Raw genomic sequence first — 19800 nt, forward strand, 5'->3', positions numbered from 1 at the left:
AGATGAAAAGTTCAGGGATGCCGCTCACGCGGCTCAGGCGGCCTTGACGACCTTGCGGGCGCTGAGGTCGATCACCAGGTCACGGCTGTCGATCCAGGGCCCGTTCTTGACCTTCACGAACAGGCGGAGGCACCGGTGCTCTCCGCAGTCGGCGAGCGCGGCCGGTGTGCCCGGACTCGACCGGAAGACCATGCTGTTGAGCATCAGCTGATCGGGAGTGGTCAGTTCCTTGCCGGTGGCGTCCTTGTAGTCCGCCTTCAGGCCGGCGCCGAGCCGGTCGGCGATCAGGAGCCGCGCGGCCTCGACGGTCTCGTCGCGGCTGAGCGGTGGCTGTACTCCGTGCTGGGTGTCCGTCTGCTCGACCTTGCCGGTGTCGAGGTTGACGGTCTTGGTGACGAGCGCGTCGTCCTTGTAGTCGTAGAACGACACCTCGGCGCGGCGCGGCGCGTTCGGGTCGTCCAGTTCGCCCGTCTCGGGATCGGCGAGGTCGACGGTGATCCGCTGCGGACCCTTGTCCCCCTCGACGTCCTCGCCGCTCCGCAGCAGCCGCCGGTCCAGCGCGAGCTTCTCGACACGCTCCGTCTCGTCGTCGGTCAGCGGGTCGCGCCCCTTGCCCGTGTCGCCCGCCGCCGGGGCCTGCTCGACGACGCCCGGCTGCGCGGCGGCTCCTCCCTGCCCCTGGTCCTGCCCCTGTCCCTGCTCCTGCCTCTGGCCCGCTTGGGCGCTCTGGCCGGCCCCCGTGCCGCCCGAGTCGTCCGCGCCCGCCGAGCCCGGCAGGGTGATACCGACCATCACGGCGGTTCCGGCGACCGCGATGGCGGCACCCGCCACCACCTTGCCCAGATGGCGGTGCACTGTCTTCAACACTTTCCCCCCACTCCCCCCGTATCTCTTGGAGTGCTTTGAGTCGCGATGCTTTGGCATATCGCGTATGCACTGGTCGTTCGGTAAGAGGGGCGTAAGTCATAGGTGGTTCCATCACTTTCGGGGAGACTCGGGCCGGAGTCGCCCCAAGCGGCGTCGCACAACTGGAAGAGTCATATCCATGCAGGTCTGGCCTGGACAGGCGTACCCACTCGGTGCCACGTACGACGGCGCCGGCACCAACTTCGCGGTCTTCTCGGAGGCCGCCGACCGAATCGAGCTGTGTCTGCTCCATGACGACGGTTCGGAGACGGCGATAGAGCTACGGGAGACGGACGCGTTCGTGCGGCACGCGTACCTGCCCGGCATCATGCCGGGCCAGCGGTACGGCTTCCGTGTGCACGGCCCGTACGCACCCGAGCGCGGGCAGCGCTGCAACTCCGCGAAGCTGCTGCTCGATCCGTACGCGCGCGCCATCAGCGGCGCCATCGACTGGGGGGAGGAGGTGTACGGCTATCACTTCGGTTCGCCGAACAGGCGCAACGACCTGGACTCGGCGCCCCGCACGATGACCTCGGTGGTGGTCAATCCGTACTTCGACTGGGGCGACGACCGGCCCCCGCGCACCGAGTACCACCACACGGTGCTCTACGAGGCCCATGTGAAGGGCCTGACGATGCGCCACCCGGCGCTGCCGGACGAGCTGCGCGGCACCTACGCGGCGCTGGCCCATCCGGCGATCATCGAACACCTGACCGAGTTGGGTGTCACGGCTCTGGAACTGATGCCGGTGCACCAGTTCGTCAACGACCACCGTCTGGTGGACATGGGCCTGAACAACTACTGGGGCTACAACACGATCGGTTTCTTCGCCCCGCACAACGCGTACGCCTCCTGGGGCGACCGCGGGCAGCAGGTCCTGGAGTTCAAGTCGGCCGTGCGGGCACTGCACGAGGCCGGCATCGAGGTCATCCTGGACGTGGTCTACAACCACACCGCGGAGGGCAACCACCTCGGGCCGACGCTGTCGTTCAGGGGCCTCGACAACGCCTCGTACTACCGGCTGACGGACGATCCCCGCTACTACATGGACACCACGGGGACAGGCAACTCACTCCTGATGCGCTCCCCGCACGTGCTCCAGCTGATCATGGACTCGCTGCGCTACTGGGTCACCGAAATGCACGTCGACGGGTTCCGCTTCGACCTCGCGGCCACGCTGGCCCGGCAGTTCCACGAGGTGGACCGGCTGTCGTCGTTCTTCGACCTGGTGCAGCAGGACCCGGTGGTCTCCCAGGTGAAGCTGATCGCCGAGCCGTGGGACGTCGGCGAGGGCGGCTACCAGGTGGGCAACTTCCCGCCGCTGTGGACCGAGTGGAACGGCAAGTACCGCGACACCGTGCGGGACATGTGGCGGGGCGAGCCGCAGACACTGGCCGAGTTCGCGTCCCGGCTCACCGGCTCGTCCGACCTCTACCAGGACGACGGCCGGCGGCCGCTCGCCTCGATCAACTTCGTGACCTGCCACGACGGGTTCACCATGCACGACCTCGTGTCGTACAACGACAAGCACAACGAGGCGAACGGCGAGGACAACCGCGACGGCGAGAGCCACAACCGGTCGTGGAACTGCGGGGCCGAGGGCGAGACCGACGATCCCGAGATCCTCGAGCTGCGGGCGCGCCAGATGCGCAACTTCATCGCCACGCTGATGCTCTCCCAGGGCGTGCCGATGCTCAGCCACGGCGACGAGTTCGCGCGCACGCAGGGCGGCAACAACAACGCGTACTGCCAGGACGGGGAGCTGGCCTGGGTGCCATGGCCCGAGAACCCCGAGGGCGGCGGCGAACTGCTCGAGTTCACGCGCGCGATGGTGTGGCTGCGCCGTGACCACCCGGTGTTCCGCAGGCGCCGGTTCTTCCACGGGCGGCCCGTGCAGGGGACTCACGACGAGCTCTCCGACATCGCCTGGTTCACCCCGGCGGGCGAGGAGATGACCCAGCACGACTGGAACTCCACGCAGGCGCGGGCGCTGTCCGTCTTCCTCAACGGCAACGCGATCTCCGAGCCGGGTCCGCGCGGCGAGCGCATCAGCGACGACTCGTTCCTGCTGATGTTCAACGCCTCTGCGAAGACCACGGAGTTCGTGGTGCCGGTCAACCACGGCCGGCAGTGGCAGGTGGTCGTCGACACGTCCCGGCCGGAGGGAGTGCCCTCCGGGACGGGCGCGAAGGTCCCGGCGGGCGACCGGCTGACGCTGGTGGACCGGAGCATGGTGGTGTTGCAGCGGCCGGCCTGACGGCTCTGCTGTGTGGCCCACGCGCGCGTGGGGCTCGTTTTCGAGCGCCACGCGCGCGTGCGGCTCGTCGTGGCTCGTTCTCGAGTGCCACGCGCGCGTGCGGCGCGTTTTCCCGCGGTACGCGGCGGCCGCTCGCGTGTCGATGACACGAAACGCGGCGGGGCGGGTACGTAGGTTCCCATGACACCTGAGCGTCCCGACCCGGTGCTGCCCGCCGCTCCGACCGCCACGTACCGGCTCCAGTTGCAGCCGGAGTTCCCGTTCGCGGCCGCCGCGGCGGCCGTGCCGTATCTGGCCTCGCTCGGCGTCTCCCACCTGCATCTGTCGCCGGTGCTGGAGGCCGTGCCGGGGTCGGCGCACGGGTACGACGTGGTGGACCACGCGCGCGTGCGGGACGAACTCGGCGGCGAGGAGGGCCTGCGCTCCCTCGCGCGCACCGCGCGGGAGCACGGCCTCGGGCTCGTGGTGGACATCGTGCCGAACCACATGGCGATGGCCCCGCGTCACAATCGCCCGTTGTGGGACGTGCTGTGCGAGGGGCCCGGCTCGGCGTACGCGCACTGGTTCGACATCGACTGGCAGGCCCAGGACGGCCAGGTGCTGCTGCCGGTGCTCGGGGGGCGGCTCGGCACGGAGCTCCACCACCTGGAGGTCGACGGCGACGTGCTGCGTTATTACGATCACGTGTTCCCGTTGCGCGACGGCACGGAGAAACTGCCGCTGCCCCAGCTCCTGGACGCGCAGTGGTACCGCCTGGGCTGGTGGCGCCTGGCCCGTACCGAGCTCAACTACCGCCGTTTCTTCAGCATTTCGGAGCTGATCGGGGTTCGGGTCGAGGACCCGGAGGTGTTCGAGGCCACCCACGCGAAGATCCTCCAGCTGCTGCACGACGGGGTGGTCGACGGTCTGCGGATCGACCACCCCGACGGCCTCGCGGACCCCGACACCTACCTGCGGCGTCTCCACGAGGCGACGGGCGGACGCTGGACCGTGGTCGAGAAGATCCTCGCGGAGGGCGAACCGCTGCCCGCCGCGTGGCCGGTCGCGGGCACCACCGGCTATGACGCGCTGCGGCACATCGACGGCCTCTTCACGGACCCCGCGGGCGCGGGGGAGCTCCTCGGCCAGTACCGGCGGTTCGCGGCGCCCCAGGCCGACCGTGGCGGCGTCTGGGAGGCGACGGTGCGGCGGGCCGCGTACAAGGTGGTCCATCACGAGCTGGCCACCGAGGTCGACCGTCTCACCCGCGAGGCCGACCGGCTGTGCCGCACCGCCCCGGGCCCGGAGCTGCGTGACCACGCCCCCTGGGCGCTGCGCACCGCGTTGCGGGAACTGCTCGTGCGCCTGGAGGTCTACCGGCCGTACGCCTCCTCGGACGCCGCGTCGGTCGTCACCGAGGCGGCCGCGGACGAGGCCCGGCAGGCCTTCACGGTGCCCGAGGAGTCCCATGCGGTGGACGTCGTACGGGACTTGGTGCTCGGCCTGCTCGGTGACGGGCCCGCTCAGGAGGGGTTCCGGGCCCGGTTCGCACAGACCGCGTCGGCACTGCGGGCCAAGTCCGTGGAGGACACGGCGTTCTACCGGTACGCACCGCTCCTGTCGGCGACGGAGGTGGGCGGCGAGCCGGGTGCGCCGGCCGTGTCCACAGAGGTGTTCCACGCGTACTGCGCGCGCGTGCAGCGCGACTGGCCCGGCACCGGCACGGTGCTGTCCACGCACGACACGAAGCGCAGCTCCGATGTACGGGCGGCGATCTCCGTGCTCACCCAGTGCCCCCCGCGCTGGGCCGACCTGCTGACCGAGGTGACCGGGCTGACGGCGGCCGCCGGGGAGGCAGCGCCGGATCCGCAGGTGGCGTGGGCCGCTTGGCAGACGGCGGTCGGCCTCGGGCCCGCGGCCGAAGAGCGGCTCCAGGGTGCCTTGTTGAAGCATGTCCGGGAGGCCGGTCTGGTCACGGCGTGGACCGAACAGGACCCCGCCTACGAGGCCGCTGTGGCCGCGTTCCTGACGGCGGGGCCGTGCGGGGCTCCCGGACGGCGCGCGGCCGAGTTCAGGCGCTCCCTGGAGCCGTACGTGCGGGCGAACGTCCTCGGGGCGGCCCTCGTCCATCTGACGATGCCGGGTGTGCCGGACGTCTACCAGGGCACGGAGGCCGAGTACCGGGCCCTCGTGGACCCGGACAACCGGCGCCCGGCCCACTTCCCGCCCCAGGACCAGGACGGCCTGTCCGCCGAGAAGGCCACGCTCACCTCGACCGCGCTGCGACTGCGCCGGGAGCGCCCTGCCGTCTTCGGCGAATCGGCGACGTACGCACCACTCAACGCGGAGGGCCCGGCTGCCGCGCACTGCGTGGCGTTCGTACGCTCCGGAGAGGTGATCACGGCCGTCACGCGGCTGTCGCTGCGTCTTCGGGACGCGGGCGGCTGGCGCGACACCCTGCTGCCGTTGCCGGCCGGGCGGTGGGCCGACCTGCTGTCTCCGGGGCGGGAATTCACGGGGCACACGCGCGTGGAGGAGCTTTTCGAGCGGTTGCCGGTGGTGCTCCTGGAGCGGGTGGGCGACGGCCACGGAGCCGGCTTGCGGGCGTGAACGCGCACTGCGCCACCATGAACGCGCCTTCACGCCGGCGGACACCTTCTTGACACTTCATCCGGTCCGTGGACTACTGCGCAGTGCGACGCCAGGCTGACCAATACGGGGGTGAGTCTCCTGCCGGAGCTGCGCTACCCCACTGTGACCGAACTCGTCTCGTCCGCCAGGGCTCTGGCCGCTCACCGGCCCGGCCTGTGCTCCCTCAGACAGGTCGGCGTCTCTCGCGCGGGGCGGCCCCTGCACCTGCTGTCCATGGGCCACGCCGAGCGCTCCGTACTGATCGTCGCGGGCGCCCACGCCAATGAACCCACCGGCGGTTCCACCCTGCTGTCGCTGGCCGAGCGGGCCCTGCGCGACCGCCGGTTGCGGGCCGGCACGTCCTGGCACTTCCTGCTCTGCGCGGACCCGGACGGGGCCAGCCTCCATGAAACGCCGGCGCCGCGCACCCTGCTCGACTACCACCTCGGTTTCTTCCGCCCGGCGGGCCCGGAGCAGCCGGAGTGGTCGCCCTCCGTGCTGCCGCCCGACCGCCTGCCGCCCGAGACGCGTGCCCTCACCCGGGTCATCGACGAGCTCCGCCCCTATCTCCAGGTGACTCTCCACGGCACCGATCTGGGCGGCAGCTGGGTGCAGTTGACGAAGGACATCCCGGGGCTGGCGGAACCCTTCGCCAAATCCGCGGCCGAGCTGCACATCCCGGTCGAGACGGGTGCCACCGACGCGGCGGGCTGGCCGGCCTCGGGCCCCGGGGTGCACGTGATGCCCGCGTCCGGCTCGGACGTGGCGTACCCGAGCATGCCGGACGACGCCCGGCACAGCACCTGGTACCACGCCCACCGGTACGGCGGTCTGACGGCGGTCGTCGAGGTGCCGATGTGGGCCAGTGACCTGGTGGACGACCCTGCGCCGCATCCCGCGCCGGCCGCGGCGATGCGGCGCCTGTCGCGACGGCTCCTGCGGGACGCGCAGCAGGTGGAGGGGGTTCTCACCGAGGCACTGCCCCGCCTCCCCGGGCCCGACGGGCCGCTGCTGCGTGCCGCGAAGTGGGCCCTGGAGCTGGTGCCGGGGCTGGCCGGCGACTGGGCCCGGACGCCGCCCGCGGACACGACGATGGCGTACGTCGGCAGTGTGGACGCGTTCGGCCGCCGGTTACCCCTTCGGGCCGCCGCGATGCTTCTGCGGGTCCTCCATGAGGCCGACGACCGGGCGGCACCGCACCTGGAACACCTTGTCGCGTCCTGGAGCGAGGCCTTCGCCGAACGCTTCCGCGCCCGCTGGGTGCCACTGGAGCACCAGGTGGAGCACCAGAGCCGCACGGTGGTGGCGGCGGCACGACACGCGCGCGAGCGCTGAGGCGTGAGGCACACGCGTGTGCCTCACGCCTCAGCGACGGCTCAGTCCGCCAGCGCGAACACCGAGCCCGTCTCCGCCTTCATCGCACAGGCGTTGGAGAAGGTCTTCGTGTATCCGATCCGGCGGCCGTGCCACGTACCGCGCGCGGACGCGGTCACCGGCGCGTAGACCATCGGGCAGTGGCCGCTCCTGGGCTGGATCCGGGAGATGTCACCGTCCACGGCCCGGAGTTCCTGACAGGCCCGTACCGTGTAGGCCCGTGCCGTCTGGGTGCGTCCCTTGGGCGGATCGCAGAGCAGCAGCGTGCCGCGCGTTTCGCCGGCGCGGGTTTCGCCCTGGGTGACCGTGACATAGAGCCAGCCGTCCCGGACCGGCTTCTGGGGTGCCGCCGCCTGGGCGGCCGGGACCGGCCCCACGGCGAGGAGAGCGCAGGCGGTCAGCAGGCAGGCCCGTACCGCCGTCATCGTTTTCGTCATGGCTCATGCATCGGCACCTGGGGTCCCGGGGCGCAGTCCGACTCACTCGAACGGCGCTTCGGCTCGCGCCGTTGGCGTACCGACGCGGCGCGCGCCGGAGCGTTCCACGGGTGCGCGCCTGCCTGCCAGTTCGAACGCGTGGAGCACCACCCGCGCCTGGTACTCGACCTGCCGCGCAACCGGGATCCAGCGCGCCTGGTGCCCGTCGTGGTAGTCCGCGCACCACGCGTCGATGAGCCGGTCGAGGTCCGGCAGGGCGCCGGAAGGGTCGCGCCCGGCGGCCGTCACCAGCCGGTGCAGCAGGCCGGCGGTGCGCAGCGCTATCCGCCGGGCGGAGATGCGCAGTGCCGTCAGACGGGCCGTGTCGAGCGGCGGCAGCGGATGTGCGCCGTCGTCGGTGTCCGTGTCGGGGTCCCAGGAGTCGGCGAGGCCGGGGCAGACCAGTAAATAGTCGTCGACCGGCGCGAGGAGACGTGCCGTGTCCCCAGTCGTGCCGAGCCCCGGGCGGATCCGGAGCAGCAGCCCCTCCAGAAGCCGTGTGTCGCGGCGCAGCGTGCGGCTCACGGCCCGGAGCACCCCGTCGGCGTCCGCGGGCGGTGACGCGTCTCCCACGGCCTGTACGCCCCACATGGGGGCCTCGACGATCGCGGTCACCGTGCCGTACCGGTGCGGGTGGAACCAGGTGGACTCGACCGCCGCCTCCGTTATGGCGGCGGCCAGGTCCGCGTGCCGCGGGGGCGGGATCCGGTAGACGGCGGGGCCTAGGGTGGGCCAGTACAGCGTGTCGTACGGACCGAGTTCGAGCGGGATGCCCAGGCGGGCCGCGGTGTGGGCGAGGCGCGGCGCGAGGCCGGGCAGTTCGCGGGTGAGCTCGACGAACCCGCCGCCCACGTCGACGCCGTGCAGGGAGCACTGGAAGAAGGGCCGCAGTTCGTCCTGGAGGTCGAGCAGGGCGCGGGTCTCCGGCAGGGTGGCCCCGGCCGCGCCGTCGGGCAGCCATTCGGGTTGCTCCAGGAAGCCGGGTCTGAAGAAGTTCCGGAAGTAGTGCCCGAGGGTGTACGGGCCCGACAGCCAGCCCTCGTTGCGGCGCGCGCCGTCCGGGTCGAGGCACAGGAGCAGGTTCCAGGTCGCGTCGGCGCCGTCGCACAGCCGGGGGTCGGCGAGCGCCCGTTCGGCGAGGCGGAGGGCGGTGGCGCCGCCCACGGGCTCGTTGGCGTGCGGGCCGGCCACGACGAGGACCTGACGGCTGCCGTGTCCGACGGACAGCAGCCACAGGGGAAGCCCGGCTCGTGACGTGCCCACCCGGCGCAGCCGGGTGTCCCGTGGGCGGCGCTCGACGAGCGCGGCCGCCCGGATGCCCAGTTCGTCCACGGACGGGTAGCGGAGGAGTGGCGGCAGGGTCTTACCTCCGCTGAGTGTGGCGTCTGAGTGTGGCGTCGGTTCACTTGGTGTGCATGATGTAAGCACAGTGAGTCACGGCTTGGGGGGTACGTCAACACCCTTGCGGGATTGCGAAGCCCCCGTTCGCGGGGGTCGCCCGCCGGAGGCGGTGGTTCCGGGGCCCGTCAGTCCACGGCGAGCCGGAAGGCCATCCGCCCGAAGCTGACCTGATCGCCGTCCTGGACGACGGCGGCGCCGATCACGCGCCGGCCGTTCACGGATGTGCCGTTGGTCGAGCCGAGGTCGCGCAGCACCCACAGGCCGCCCTGGCGGGTGAGTTCGGCGTGCACGCGGGACACCGTCTCGTGGCTGAGCCTCAGTCCGCTGGCCGGGTCGCGGCCGATCCGCAGCGGGTACGGGCTGTCGGGGCGCGGCAGCAGCAGCTTGGGAAGCCGCTCGGCCTGCCAGGCCCTGCGCAGCCGTACGGTGAAGCCGGAGGCCGCCTCCACGGCGCCGAACAACAGCCGCGACCAGCGGCTCTCGGTGCGCAGGTCGGCGGTGAGCGCGGCGAGTTCGTCGGGCGTGCGGGCGGCGAGCGCGAGCTCCATCCGCAGGACGAACGTGTCGTGCGAGAGCCTGCCCAGAGCGACGCCCTCTCGGAGCACCCGCAACGCCCGGTCACGCTCGGCGTCCGACAGCCGCGCCGGGTAGGTCTGGAACTCGAAGGACGACGTCACGCTGGAAATTGTCGGGCAGCGGGGCGGAAGTGTCCAGAAAACAAGGAACTTGTGACACCTCTGGGGCGGTCGGTCGAACAGGACCCGGGTTCAGTCCTTCGATCGGGGGGATTCAAGGGCCAATTGATCGTGTTTGACGCACCATGGGACCGGCGAGACCACCGTGAGCAGACGAGGGAGAACCGTTCGTGCAGTTCGAGGTGTGGGCACCACAGGCCGACCGCATGACGCTTCACTGCGCGGGCACCACGCGTGCGCTGGAGCGCGATCCGGACCGCGCCGGGTGGTGGACGGGTGAGGCAGAGGCCGGGGACGGGACGCGCTACGGATTCGCGGTGGACGACGGCCCGGTGCTGCCCGACCCGCGCTCGCGACGGCAGCCCGACGGTCCCGACGGGCTGAGCGCGGTGGTCGACCAGGACCGCTACGCGTGGCGCGCCGAGTGGGCCGGCCGCGGACTGCCGGGCGCGGTCCTGTACGAGCTGCACGTGGGGACGTACACGCGCGAGGGCACCCTGGACGCGGCCGCCGAGCGGCTCGGACATCTCGCGGAACTGGGCGTCACGCACGTCGAGTTGATGCCGCTGTGCCCGTTCCCCGGGCGGCACGGCTGGGGGTACGAGGGGGTCTCGCTGTGGGCGGTGCACGAGCCGTACGGCGGTCCCGAGGCCCTGAAGCGCTTCGTCGACCGGGCGCATGAGCTGGGGCTCGGTGTCGTCCTGGATGTCGTGCACAACCATTTCGGCCCGTCCGGCAACCATCTGCCCGCGTTCGGGCCCTACTTGACGGACGCGCACCACACGCCCTGGGGCTCGGCCGTCAACCTGGACGCGCCCGGCTCGGACGAGGTGCGCGCGTACCTCCGGGGCAGTGCGCTGGCGTGGCTGCGCGACTACCACCTCGACGGGCTGCGCCTGGACGCGGTGCACGCGCTGCGCGACACGCGCGCGTGCCACTTCCTGGAGGAGCTGTCGGCCTCCGTGGACGCGCTCTCCGAGGATCTGGGCCGGCCGCTCTTCCTCGTCGCCGAGTCGGACCTGTGCGACCCACGGCTGATCACGTCCCGCAAGGAGAACGGGCTCGGGCTGCACGCGCAGTGGAACGACGACTTCCACCACGCGCTGCACACCGCCCTGACCGGTGAGGCGCAGGGCTACTACGAGGACTTCGCCCGGGCCCCGCTCGCGGCCCTGGCGAAAACGCTGACGGGCGGTTTCTTCCACGACGGCACGTACTCCAGCTTCCGGGGCCGCCGCCATGGCCGCCCCCTGGACCGTACGCGGGTGTCCGCGCACCGCCTCCTCGGCTACGGGCAGACCCACGACCAGGTCGGCAACCGCGCCCAGGGCGACCGGCTCTCGGCCGCCCTCTCCCCCGGTCTGCTGGCCTGCGCGGCCGCGCTGACGCTCACCGGTCCGTTCACGCCGATGCTGTTCATGGGCGAGGAGTGGGCGGCGGGCACGCCCTGGCAGTTCTTCACCGACCACACGGATCCCGAGCTGGCCGAGGCCGTACGCCGGGGCAGGCGGCGGGAGTTCGCGGCGCACGGGTGGGCCGAGGAGGACGTCCCGGATCCGCAGGACCCGGCGACCCGCGACCGCTCCTGCCTCGACTGGTCCGAGCCGGAGAGCGGGCCGCACGCGCGCGTGCTCGCCTGGTACCGCGAGCTCATCGCCCTCCGGCACACCCAGGCCGACCTCTCCGACCCCGATCTCGCGGACGTCAAGGTCGCCTACGACGAGGAGGCCCGCTGGCTCGCGTTCCGGCGGGGCGACGTCAAGGTCGCCGTGAACCTCGGCAAGGCGCCCGCGTCGATCCCTCTCGGCACCGGCCGCGCACGCGTGCTGGCCGCGTGGGAGCCCGTCGACGTGCCGGGGACGGACGGTCTGCTGAGCCTGCCGGGCGAGTCGTGTGTGGTGCTGACGCAGCCGTGATCACGTGATCAGTGGTCTTCCCGCAGCTCCGTGACCCGTTCCAGCAGGATCGGCTCCCAGGAGCGGTCCAGCTGGGCGTGCAACAGCGGCAGGGGGCCTGTGTCGCGGCCCTCAAGGCGGTCGGCGAGTCGGATCAGGGCGTCGCAGCGGGCCAGCCACAGGCCGCGCAGGCAGGGGCGGGCCCCGTACCCGGCGAGGGTCGCCGCGCGGACGGCCGCGGGGGCGCCGACGGCGAGGGCGAGGCCGGCGATGTCCTCGGCGGGGTCGCCGACCACCGCGTCGGTCCAGTCGAGGACTCCGCGTACCCTGCCGTCGGCGCTCACCACGAGGTGCTCGCCCTTGAGGTCGTGGTGGACGAGAACGGCGCCCTGGGGCTGCGCGGCCAGTTGGACGGCGGCGGGTGCGGTGAGCTGGTGGAGCCGGTCGGGGTCGAACTCGTCGGCCGCTTCGAGCTGTTCGGCAGCGCGCGCGGCGGTGGTCCGCAGCGCCTCCAGGGACCGGGGCGCGGCGCGGGGCACACCGAGCGCCTCGGCCTGGCGTACGGGCACCTCGCGCAGTCCGGTGAGCAGCCCGGCCAGGTCGGCCTCGCCCACGGCGGAGACGTCGTGCCGCTCGCCGGATTCGCCGGGGATCAGGGTGTCGAGCGTGTAGGTCCGGCCGCTCGCCCACTCGCCGTGCGCGATGCTCACCGGGACGGCGACCCCGAGGTGGGGGCGCACCACGTCCCGCAGGCGCAGCTCGCGCCGCCGGCGTACGGACGCGTCGCGGTCCCGGGCGAGCCGCAGCACATGGCGTGTGCCGACGAACCAGGTGAAGTGCTCACCGCCCTCACCGGCGGGCCGGATGTCGGATCTTCCGCCGTCCGGGAGGAGGGAGCGGACGAGGTGTCGCACGGTGTCCGCGGTGGGTGTCGCTGCCTGGGTCATGTCGCGCCGTTGCCGTTCGGGGTTCTCGGTCTCGTGGAAGGGCGGTCAGTGGACGACGGCCATCTCTCGGGAGGTGTTGTTGAGGCGGCGTCCGCCGTCCTCCGTGACCGTCACGATGTCCTCGATGCGTACTCCGAAGCGGCCCCGCAGATAGATGCCGGGCTCTATGGAGAAACACATCCCGGGCACGAGGGGCTGTTTCTCGCCCTCGACCATGTAGGGCGGTTCGTGGGTGGTGACACCGATGCCGTGTCCCGTGCGGTGGATGAACTCGTCGCCGTACCCGGCCTCGGTGATGTATGCCCGGGCCACCCGGTCGATGTCCTGGCAGGCGATGCCGGGCCGCACCGCGCGGAACGCCGCGTCCTGGGCCTCGCGGACGATGTCGTGCACGCGCTGCGCGGTGACGCTCGGCTCGCCGACGTGCACGGTGCGGGAGGTGTCGGAGCCGTAGCCGTGCTTCAGGCCGCCGAAGTCGAGGACGACCATGTCGCCGTGCTCGATGACGCGCTCGCCCGCCTCGTGGTGCGGATTGGCGCCGTTGGGGCCCGAGCCGACGACCGTGAAGTCCACCTGGGAGTGGTCGAACCGCCGTAGCAGTCCGGCGAGATCGCGGGCGACGTCCGTCTCGCGACGGCCCGCGAAGGGAACGTTCAGGATCTCCTCGTACGCCGCGTCCGCGGCCGCGCCGGCAGCCGCCAGTCGCTCCAGTTCGGCGGCGTCCTTGACGGCACGCAGCATCGGCAGACCCTCGGTGAGCGACACGTACGAGGTGCCGGGCAGTTCCCTCTGCAGGCCCAGCAGGTGCAGGGCCCAGGTGTTGTCGCTCACCGCGAAGCGGCCCGAGGCGTCGAGGAGCGGGCCCGTCGTCGCGTACGGGTCCGTGCCGTCGGTCCATTCGCGCAGCGTCAGCGCGGGCGCGCCCGTGGCCTTCGCGGCGTCCGGGGCCTCCAGGGCGGGCACGACGAGCACGGGGTCCGGGTCCTGTCCGGCGGCGAGCACCAGCAGCGTGAGCCGCTCGGTGTCCGCGGGCGGCGCGTAGCCGGTGAGCCATATCAGGTCCGGCCCCGGCGCGACCAGTACCCCGGCGAGCCCCGCGTCGGCGGCCGCCCGCGCGGCGCGCCGCATCCGGGCCCTGTAGTCGCCGGCGGTGAAGGGCACGGGCGTGGCGGTCATCCGGGCCTCCGTAGGTCAGAAAGGGCTACGGTCAGCATCCTGCCCGGACAGCGGGGGCGGCGCGAGCCGGTCAACGCTACTTTCCGGAAGGCGCCGGGTGCTCGCGGGGACGCGCCCGGGGCGGGCATCAGCTCTCCATCGCGAGGCGTGCGCCCAGGAGCAGCAGCACGCCTCCGGAGACCTGTTCCAGCCTGCGCCGCAGCCCGGCCCGGGACAATACCGACTTCATGCGGCCGACGAACCAGACGTACATGCCGTAGTAGCCGACTTCGTGGACCGCCCAGAGCGCGGCGAGCCCCACCATGGTGGGCAGATGCGGCGCCCCCTCGGGCACGAACTGCGGGAGGAAGGACATCGCGAAGATCGCCGCCTTGGGATTGGCGAGATTCAGCAGCAGCCCGCCCCGGTAGGAGGCCCAGCCGCTCTTCTCGTCGGCTTCCCGTCCGGTGCCGTCCGCCGCGTCCTTGGCGTGCCGGGCCCGCCACAGCGTCTGCACACCGAAGACGACGAGCACGACGGCGCCGGCGATGCGCATCACGTCGTACGCGATCTCCGAAGCGGCCAGCAGCGCGCTCAGGCCGAAGGCCGCGACGACTCCCCAGACGAAGACACCGGTCTCGTTGCCCAGCACCGTCAGGAACCCGGAGCGTTTGCTGCGCAGCGACTCCTTGATGATCAGGACCGTGCTCGGTCCCGGAGAGGCCGCGATCAGCGTGCAGGCGCCGAGGAAGGCGAGAAGGGTGCTCAGCATGGGCCCATCGTGCCCCGGCGGAGGGAGCACGGCCATTCCTTTTCCCGATGCGGACGGTCGTCATGTGATGACGCCGGGTGTCGCCGACAGTCGCTGGTGGCTGCCGCTCATGTGTCGCACCGTGAGGGTGACCGCCACGCCGGGGCGTGCGGCGGCTACCACTTTCGCCAGGTCGGCGGCCGAGTCGATGCGGGTCCCGGCCCAGGTGAGCAGAACGTCGCCGCGGACCAGGCCCGCGGAGTGCCCCGGCCCGGGGACATGGACGCCCACCAGGAGTGCGCCCGGGCCGGTGGCGTCGACGGCCTCCACGCCCAGGGTCGGCCGGCGCTGGGCCGGAGCGGAGATTCCGGCGCCGGTGGCCGGCTTGGAGCGGCTGGGCTCCGGTGACACCGCGGTATGCCGGGGTACGCCGCCGGGAACCCCCGCCCGCTGCTGGAGATCGGCCAGTTTGCCCGTTCCGACCACCGTGGCACCCACGGCGCCGAGACCGACTCCCGAGAGCACGAGAACCGTCCCGGCGAACAGGCCGAAGAGCAGGGTCATCAGTCGTCTCCCGCGCCGCCGGGCGGCGTGCGGGCGACGGCCCGCAGCGGGCTTGCGGTCGCCACCGCCGGGTTCCTGCCCCGGCATCGGCTTGGGACGCAACGCAGTCTGTTCCATGGATCGCCTCCGGCCAGAGCCCTACCCTGCGCACCGGCGGACGACGATTCACGGAAGAGTGATGCGGTTCATACCTGTTCGAGCGGTATGCCCACCGCTTTCCCGCTCGAATGGAACGCGGCTCGCTCCCGCACCCCCTCGTGCGGGTGCGGGAGCGAGCCGCGGTGGACCGCGGTGGAGGCGCGGCGGCCGGAAGCCGGGACTCAGCCGGTTTGGCCGCCGTGGCCACCGTGGCCGCCGTGGCCGCCGTGCGACCCCCCGTGGTCGAATTTCAGGGCTTCCTCCGGCATGACGACGAAGGGCCGCATCATGCCCATGTCCTCGTGCTCCAGCAGATGGCAGTGGTACATGAACCGCCCGTACGCCCCGTCGAACCTGCCCATGACGCGCAGTATCTCGCCGCCGGGCACCCGGAACACGTCCTTGTGGCCACGCTCGTTGGGCGCGAGCGGCAGCTCGGTGTCGGGGTCGAACGCGATCGGCGCGCGCGTGCCGCCGATCGCGGGGTCGAAGCCCGACACGTCGTACGCGTCGCGGCCCAGCAGTTGGAAGTCGGCGAGGTGGATGTGCATCGGGTGGACGATCGGGGACAGGTTGAGGAAGCTCCACTGCTCGTGGCTGCCCTCGGCGATGGTGAAGCCGAGCCCGTCGTTGAACGTCCTGGCCGTACGCCGGTACGTCTTGGTCTTACCGTCCTCTCCGGTCAGCTGGATGACGCCCTCCGTGGGGACCTGGATGTCGCCCGGGTCCTCTGCCTCGGCCATCTCCCAGATCTCCGGATGCCCGCCGCCGCCCTTGGTGGACGGCGGGGTGAGCACGATCAGCCGGTGGCCGTGCTCCATGTCGTGCGTCAGCCTGCGGAAGGATCCGGAGAGCACCTCGGGCAGCTCGAAGCCGTCGTTGGCACCGCACTGGCGCACCCGGAACTCCATGACGGCCGGATACCGCACGTCGTTCACCGGGTCGGGCACGCCGGGCGCCTGACCACGCCCCTTGTTGACGAGGCGCAGCTTCTTCCCGGCCAGCCCCCGGAAGTCGACGAGCAGATCGAACCGCTCGGCCGGGGCCGCGGTCAGCGTGGGCATCGACTCGTCGAAGTCGATCGGCACGGGGCGTGGCAGCAGCCCGCCGTCACTGCCGATCTGGTGCAACACACCCGGCACCGGGTTGTTGTCCTCGTCGACCAGGACGAGGTCGAAGATGCGCGCGTTCGACGCGTTGACCAGGCGGAAGCGGTACCAGGCGTCGTCCACGTCCGCGTAGGGCCAGATACGGCCGTTGACCGTGGTGTACGGGCCCTGGAACGGGATCGAGACCGGCTTGCCGGTCTCCGGGTTCTTGTCCTGGACGATCACGGTCTTGTGCAGCAGGCGTCCGTTGAGCCGGCCGTCCTCGTCCGTGTCCAGGTTCCGGTCGGCGAGCAGCAGCGGGATCTCCCGCTCCCCGGAAGGGAGATGAAGCGCGTCCTCCTCGTCGTCACGGACGAGGTACGTGCCGTACAGCCCCGCGTACACGTTCCAGCGGGTGATGTTCATGGCGTGGTCGTGGTACCACCACTGCACCGCCTGGTGGTCGTTCGGGTACTCGGAGAGCTGGGCGTCGCCGAACCCCACGGCGTTGTCCGCCCAGCCGTCGTTGCCGCCGCCCGTCTGCGCGCCGTGCAGATGGGTCACCGACCAGGCGGGCAGCGCGGCGACGTCCTTGTTGGGCTCCACGCCCTCGCGGCCCGGGTCGGTGGTGGCGGGCGGCGTGCCCTGCGGCCGCCTCGGCACCTCGACGGCCGTGACCGGGTACTCGCTCTCCTTGGGAATGCGGTTCGTCCACGCGATCCGGACCCGCTGCCCCCGGCGGACCTCGATGGTCGGGCCCGGCACTGATCCGCCGTAACCCCACATCAGGGTCGGCGGCAGCTGCGGGTGCAGCCGCACCCAGGTCGGCCGCAGCGCGATCTCGGTCTCCTGGAGTACGTCACCGGAGTCGGGCCGCAGCACCGGCGGCACCGTCAACGGGCTGACGTACAGCTCCAGTTCGCCCGGCGCCTTGGGCTCGGCCCCCTCGGTCGTGAACTCCTCCGCGATCCTCTCAATGATGTCGGTCAAGGTTCGAACACCCCCGTGTTCCGTGATCTGTTCCCTTACATCAGAGGACTCCCGGCACCTCACCGAAGTTCCCTGAATATCCCGTTCCGGACGAGAAGTTTTGGAAACCGGATATGGAACGTGAAGGTCCTTTTGAACCGTGAATCAGCAACTCGCCCAACTCCTGGCGACGGAGAGCCCGGGAAGCTGTCCCGGTACGAAGCCGTGGGTGCGTCGGGCCAGGTCGGCGGCTCCGTAGCGACGGCATTCACGGTGCCAGTGCAGGATTCCGGCCATCCAGTTCTGCAATTCGGCCACATAGCCGCGCATGATTTCGCGGGCGTCGTCCGAGAGTTTGAAATCCTCGTACAGGACAGGGAATTCATGGGCGGCGACATGCTCGAACTGCCGCATGCGCTGGGTCATCAGGTCGTGGATGACGCCGAGCCCGGTCGGATAGTCGCAGCCGAAGAAGTTCTGCACGACGAGGATGGCGTTGTGGATCTCGCCCTCGTACTCGATCTCCTTCTGGTACGAGAAGACGTCGTTGACGAGCACCGCGAAGTCGGCCGCGGCGTTCTCCAAGGACCGGACGGGGCCGCTGCGGTAGACCTCGGGCGGCACGTTCGGGCCGTGACCCAGGCGGCACAGGCTCATGGTGAGGTCGGAGCCGAAAGTGGCACGGCGCATCTCCAGGTAGTCGACCGGGTCGGGGATGCGGTGCTGCGCCTGGTTGGACAGCTCCCACAGCCAGCTCTCGGTCATCACCTCCACCGCGGCCCGCAGGGTGCGGCGCGCGTCCGGCGTCATCGCCGCCGTCGTGCGCTCCCACAGGTCGGCAAGGGCACGCTCCATGGCGTTGGCCGGGAGCGGGATCTCCTCGCCGTCGACGGGCATGCAGGCGGAGAGCCGCTCGGTGCACAGCTTCGCCGCGGCCAGATCACGGCGATGCCCGAAGACCAAGGGGTAGTAGTCGTCGCCGTACGTCCCCCAGGCGAGCCACTGGGCGCTGAGGTCCAGGGCCTGTGGGGTGCCGTCCGGATCGAGGCCCGCCGAACACAACGGGAGGTCGTAGGCGGCGAGCTTGTCCTCGTCCCAGACGCCCTCCGCCAGGATGCCCATGCGGTGGGCCCACGGGGTGATGCGCTGACGGGCCCCGTCCAGCCCTGCGTTCAGCCGGACCTGGAACGGCATGCGGATGTCGGGGATCCGGGAGGGCCCCACCTTCTGGAAGGGCACGTGGGTGTACGCGCGCAGGCGCTCCGCGCCGGCGGCGGCGAGGAGCGCACCGACGTCGGCGGCGGAGGAGCCGGGCCGGTTGAGCCCGGTGAGCCCGGTGAGCCCGCTGAGTCCACTGAGTCCGCTGAGCCCGCTCGACGGCGATGACGCGCGGGCGTTTCTGTTCATGTAGCGACTCGACCTCATGTGCCACTCGTGGCCGCCCGACTGCCAGTCCTGCAAACCCCGGGCGTACGCGGCGATCGACGCGACCTCGTCCGGTGTGAGGCCCTTCGCCGGCGCCAGCGCGGGCACTTCGGTGAGCGCCGTGTGCTCGAACTGGTGCAGCCGCGAGGTGAGGACGTCGTTGACGGTGTCCGCGGCCTGCTGTGTCGTACAGCCGAAGAAGGTCTCCAGAACGAGCACTCCGTTGCTGAGCTCACCCTCGTCCTCGACCTCCCTCTGGTACGAGAAGAGGTCGTTGCGCAGGTGCACGGCGTCGGAGAAGGTCTCCATCAGCACGCGCAGCGGCCGGGAGTGCGCCACGGACTCGGGGACCTCGGCGGTGGCGTACTCGATGAGTCCCGCGGACCAGGGGGCGCCGCCCACCTTGCGGCGCATCTCGATGTACTCGACGGGGTTCGCGATCCGCCCCTCGTTGATGTTGGACAGCTCCCACATCGACTCGTTGAGCAGATGCTCGGTGGATTCGGCGAACCGCTTGCGCCACGTCTGGGACATCGAGGGAACCGTGCGCGCCCACAGATCGGCGAGCCCCGCCTCGACGGGGTTCTCCGGCTTCGGGACGGGAGCGGAGAGGTCGAGCGGCATGAAGAGCGGCAGGCGGTCCAGGTGGGCCTTGCCGCCCTCACGGTCCTGGCTGCGCTTGAAGGTCTCCAGGAAGTGGTCGTCGAAGAAGAACACCCACACATACCAGTCGGTGATGAGCGAGAGGGTGGGACCGTCGCACTCGGGGTGCGTGTACGCGCACAACAGCCCGTAGTCGTGCGCGTCGAGGTCGGCCCGCTCCCAGATGCCGGAGCCCTCCAGCATCCCCATCCCCCGCGCCCACTCGACGGAGTGGGCGCGTGCCTCGTCGAGATGCGGGTTCAGCCGCGCGGGGTACGGCATGTAGAAGTGCGGCAGTTCGAACGGCTGCGTCATGGCCATGGCCGGGCCCTACCCGTGGCCTCCGGCCGACACCCATTCGGCGGCCCATGATCGCTCCATCGCGTGAACCTGGGGTTGTTTCGCCCCCGCCGCCCCTACCCGTCCCATCCCTGGGGCTCCGCCCCAGACCCCGCTCCTCAAACGCCGGAGGGGCTGATTTTCCCGGGGGTCTGGGGGCGCAGCCCC

The 19800-nt window shown here is 71.4% G+C and carries 14 protein-coding genes; 4 read left to right on the forward strand and 10 right to left on the reverse strand.

Going from position 1 to position 19800, the window contains the following annotated elements; genetic code table 11:
* Positions 1–33: 33 nt before the first annotated feature.
* Positions 34–867 carry a Tat pathway signal sequence domain protein gene (locus FE633_RS37860; protein WP_138049700.1) on the reverse strand — a complete coding sequence of 278 codons (834 nt, stop codon included), beginning with the start codon at positions 865–867 and terminating at the stop codon, positions 34–36.
* Positions 868–1045: 178 nt separating this feature from the next.
* On the opposite strand from FE633_RS37860, the gene glgX reads away from it, so the two are divergent.
* The 3 genes from glgX to FE633_RS37875 all read left to right on the forward strand — a co-directional run bounded on the left by glgX (position 1046) and on the right by FE633_RS37875 (position 7108).
* Complete coding sequence (gene glgX / locus FE633_RS37865; protein WP_138049701.1) at positions 1046–3163, forward strand: glycogen debranching protein GlgX; 2118 nt, start codon at positions 1046–1048, stop codon at positions 3161–3163.
* Between the two features lie 180 nt (positions 3164–3343).
* Positions 3344–5752, forward strand: a complete 2409-nt coding sequence (gene treY / locus FE633_RS37870) for a malto-oligosyltrehalose synthase (protein WP_138049702.1) — start codon at positions 3344–3346, stop codon at positions 5750–5752.
* 111 nt (positions 5753–5863) lie between these two features.
* Entirely contained in the window at positions 5864–7108 is a 1245-nt protein-coding gene (locus FE633_RS37875) for a M14 family zinc carboxypeptidase (protein WP_138049703.1), read from the forward strand.
* A gap of 41 nt (positions 7109–7149) precedes the next feature.
* Here the strand turns inward: FE633_RS37875 and FE633_RS37880 are convergent, their stop codons facing one another.
* The 3 genes from FE633_RS37880 to FE633_RS37890 form a co-directional block, all read right to left on the reverse strand.
* On the reverse strand, positions 7150–7584 hold the full coding sequence (locus tag FE633_RS37880; RefSeq protein WP_138049704.1) for an SSI family serine proteinase inhibitor: 435 nt from the start codon (positions 7582–7584) through the stop codon (positions 7150–7152).
* A 42-nt stretch (positions 7585–7626) separates the two neighbouring features.
* Positions 7627–8955, reverse strand: coding sequence for a M14 family zinc carboxypeptidase (locus FE633_RS37885; RefSeq protein ID WP_246114014.1), 1329 nt, complete (start codon positions 8953–8955; stop codon positions 7627–7629).
* A 194-nt stretch (positions 8956–9149) separates the two neighbouring features.
* Positions 9150–9701: a DUF1707 and FHA domain-containing protein gene (locus tag FE633_RS37890; protein ID WP_138049705.1), complete on the reverse strand. Its 552-nt coding sequence runs from the start codon at positions 9699–9701 to the stop codon at positions 9150–9152.
* A 188-nt stretch (positions 9702–9889) separates the two neighbouring features.
* Here FE633_RS37890 and treZ point away from each other — a divergent pair, with 188 nt between their 5' ends.
* The gene (gene treZ / locus FE633_RS37895; RefSeq protein ID WP_138049706.1) at positions 9890–11635 is read left to right on the forward strand and encodes a malto-oligosyltrehalose trehalohydrolase; all 1746 of its coding nucleotides are present in this window, start codon (positions 9890–9892) and stop codon (positions 11633–11635) included.
* 8 nt (positions 11636–11643) lie between these two features.
* Here the strand turns inward: treZ and FE633_RS37900 are convergent, their stop codons facing one another.
* The 6 genes from FE633_RS37900 to cyc2 all read right to left on the reverse strand — a co-directional run bounded on the left by FE633_RS37900 (position 11644) and on the right by cyc2 (position 19608).
* A complete protein-coding gene (locus FE633_RS37900; protein WP_138049707.1) occupies positions 11644–12561 on the reverse strand; it encodes an aminoglycoside phosphotransferase family protein in 918 nt (305 codons plus the stop codon).
* A 45-nt stretch (positions 12562–12606) separates the two neighbouring features.
* Positions 12607–13737, reverse strand: a complete 1131-nt coding sequence (locus FE633_RS37905; protein WP_138049708.1) for an aminopeptidase P family protein — start codon at positions 13735–13737, stop codon at positions 12607–12609.
* 127 nt (positions 13738–13864) lie between these two features.
* Positions 13865–14488 carry a LysE family translocator gene (locus tag FE633_RS37910; RefSeq protein ID WP_138049709.1) on the reverse strand — a complete coding sequence of 208 codons (624 nt, stop codon included), beginning with the start codon at positions 14486–14488 and terminating at the stop codon, positions 13865–13867.
* Positions 14489–14548: 60 nt separating this feature from the next.
* Positions 14549–15148 carry a PDZ domain-containing protein gene (locus tag FE633_RS37915; protein WP_138049710.1) on the reverse strand — a complete coding sequence of 200 codons (600 nt, stop codon included), beginning with the start codon at positions 15146–15148 and terminating at the stop codon, positions 14549–14551.
* Positions 15149–15351: 203 nt separating this feature from the next.
* Complete coding sequence (gene phsA, locus FE633_RS37920; RefSeq protein WP_171060290.1) at positions 15352–17247, reverse strand: O-aminophenol oxidase PhsA; 1896 nt, start codon at positions 17245–17247, stop codon at positions 15352–15354.
* Positions 17248–17391: 144 nt separating this feature from the next.
* Positions 17392–19608, reverse strand: a complete 2217-nt coding sequence (cyc2, locus tag FE633_RS37925; protein WP_138049715.1) for a germacradienol/geosmin synthase Cyc2 — start codon at positions 19606–19608, stop codon at positions 17392–17394.
* Positions 19609–19800 lie beyond the last annotated feature (192 nt).

The organism is Streptomyces montanus, from assembly GCF_005786655.1.
GTDB lineage: Bacteria > Actinomycetota > Actinomycetes > Streptomycetales > Streptomycetaceae > Streptomyces > Streptomyces sporangiiformans.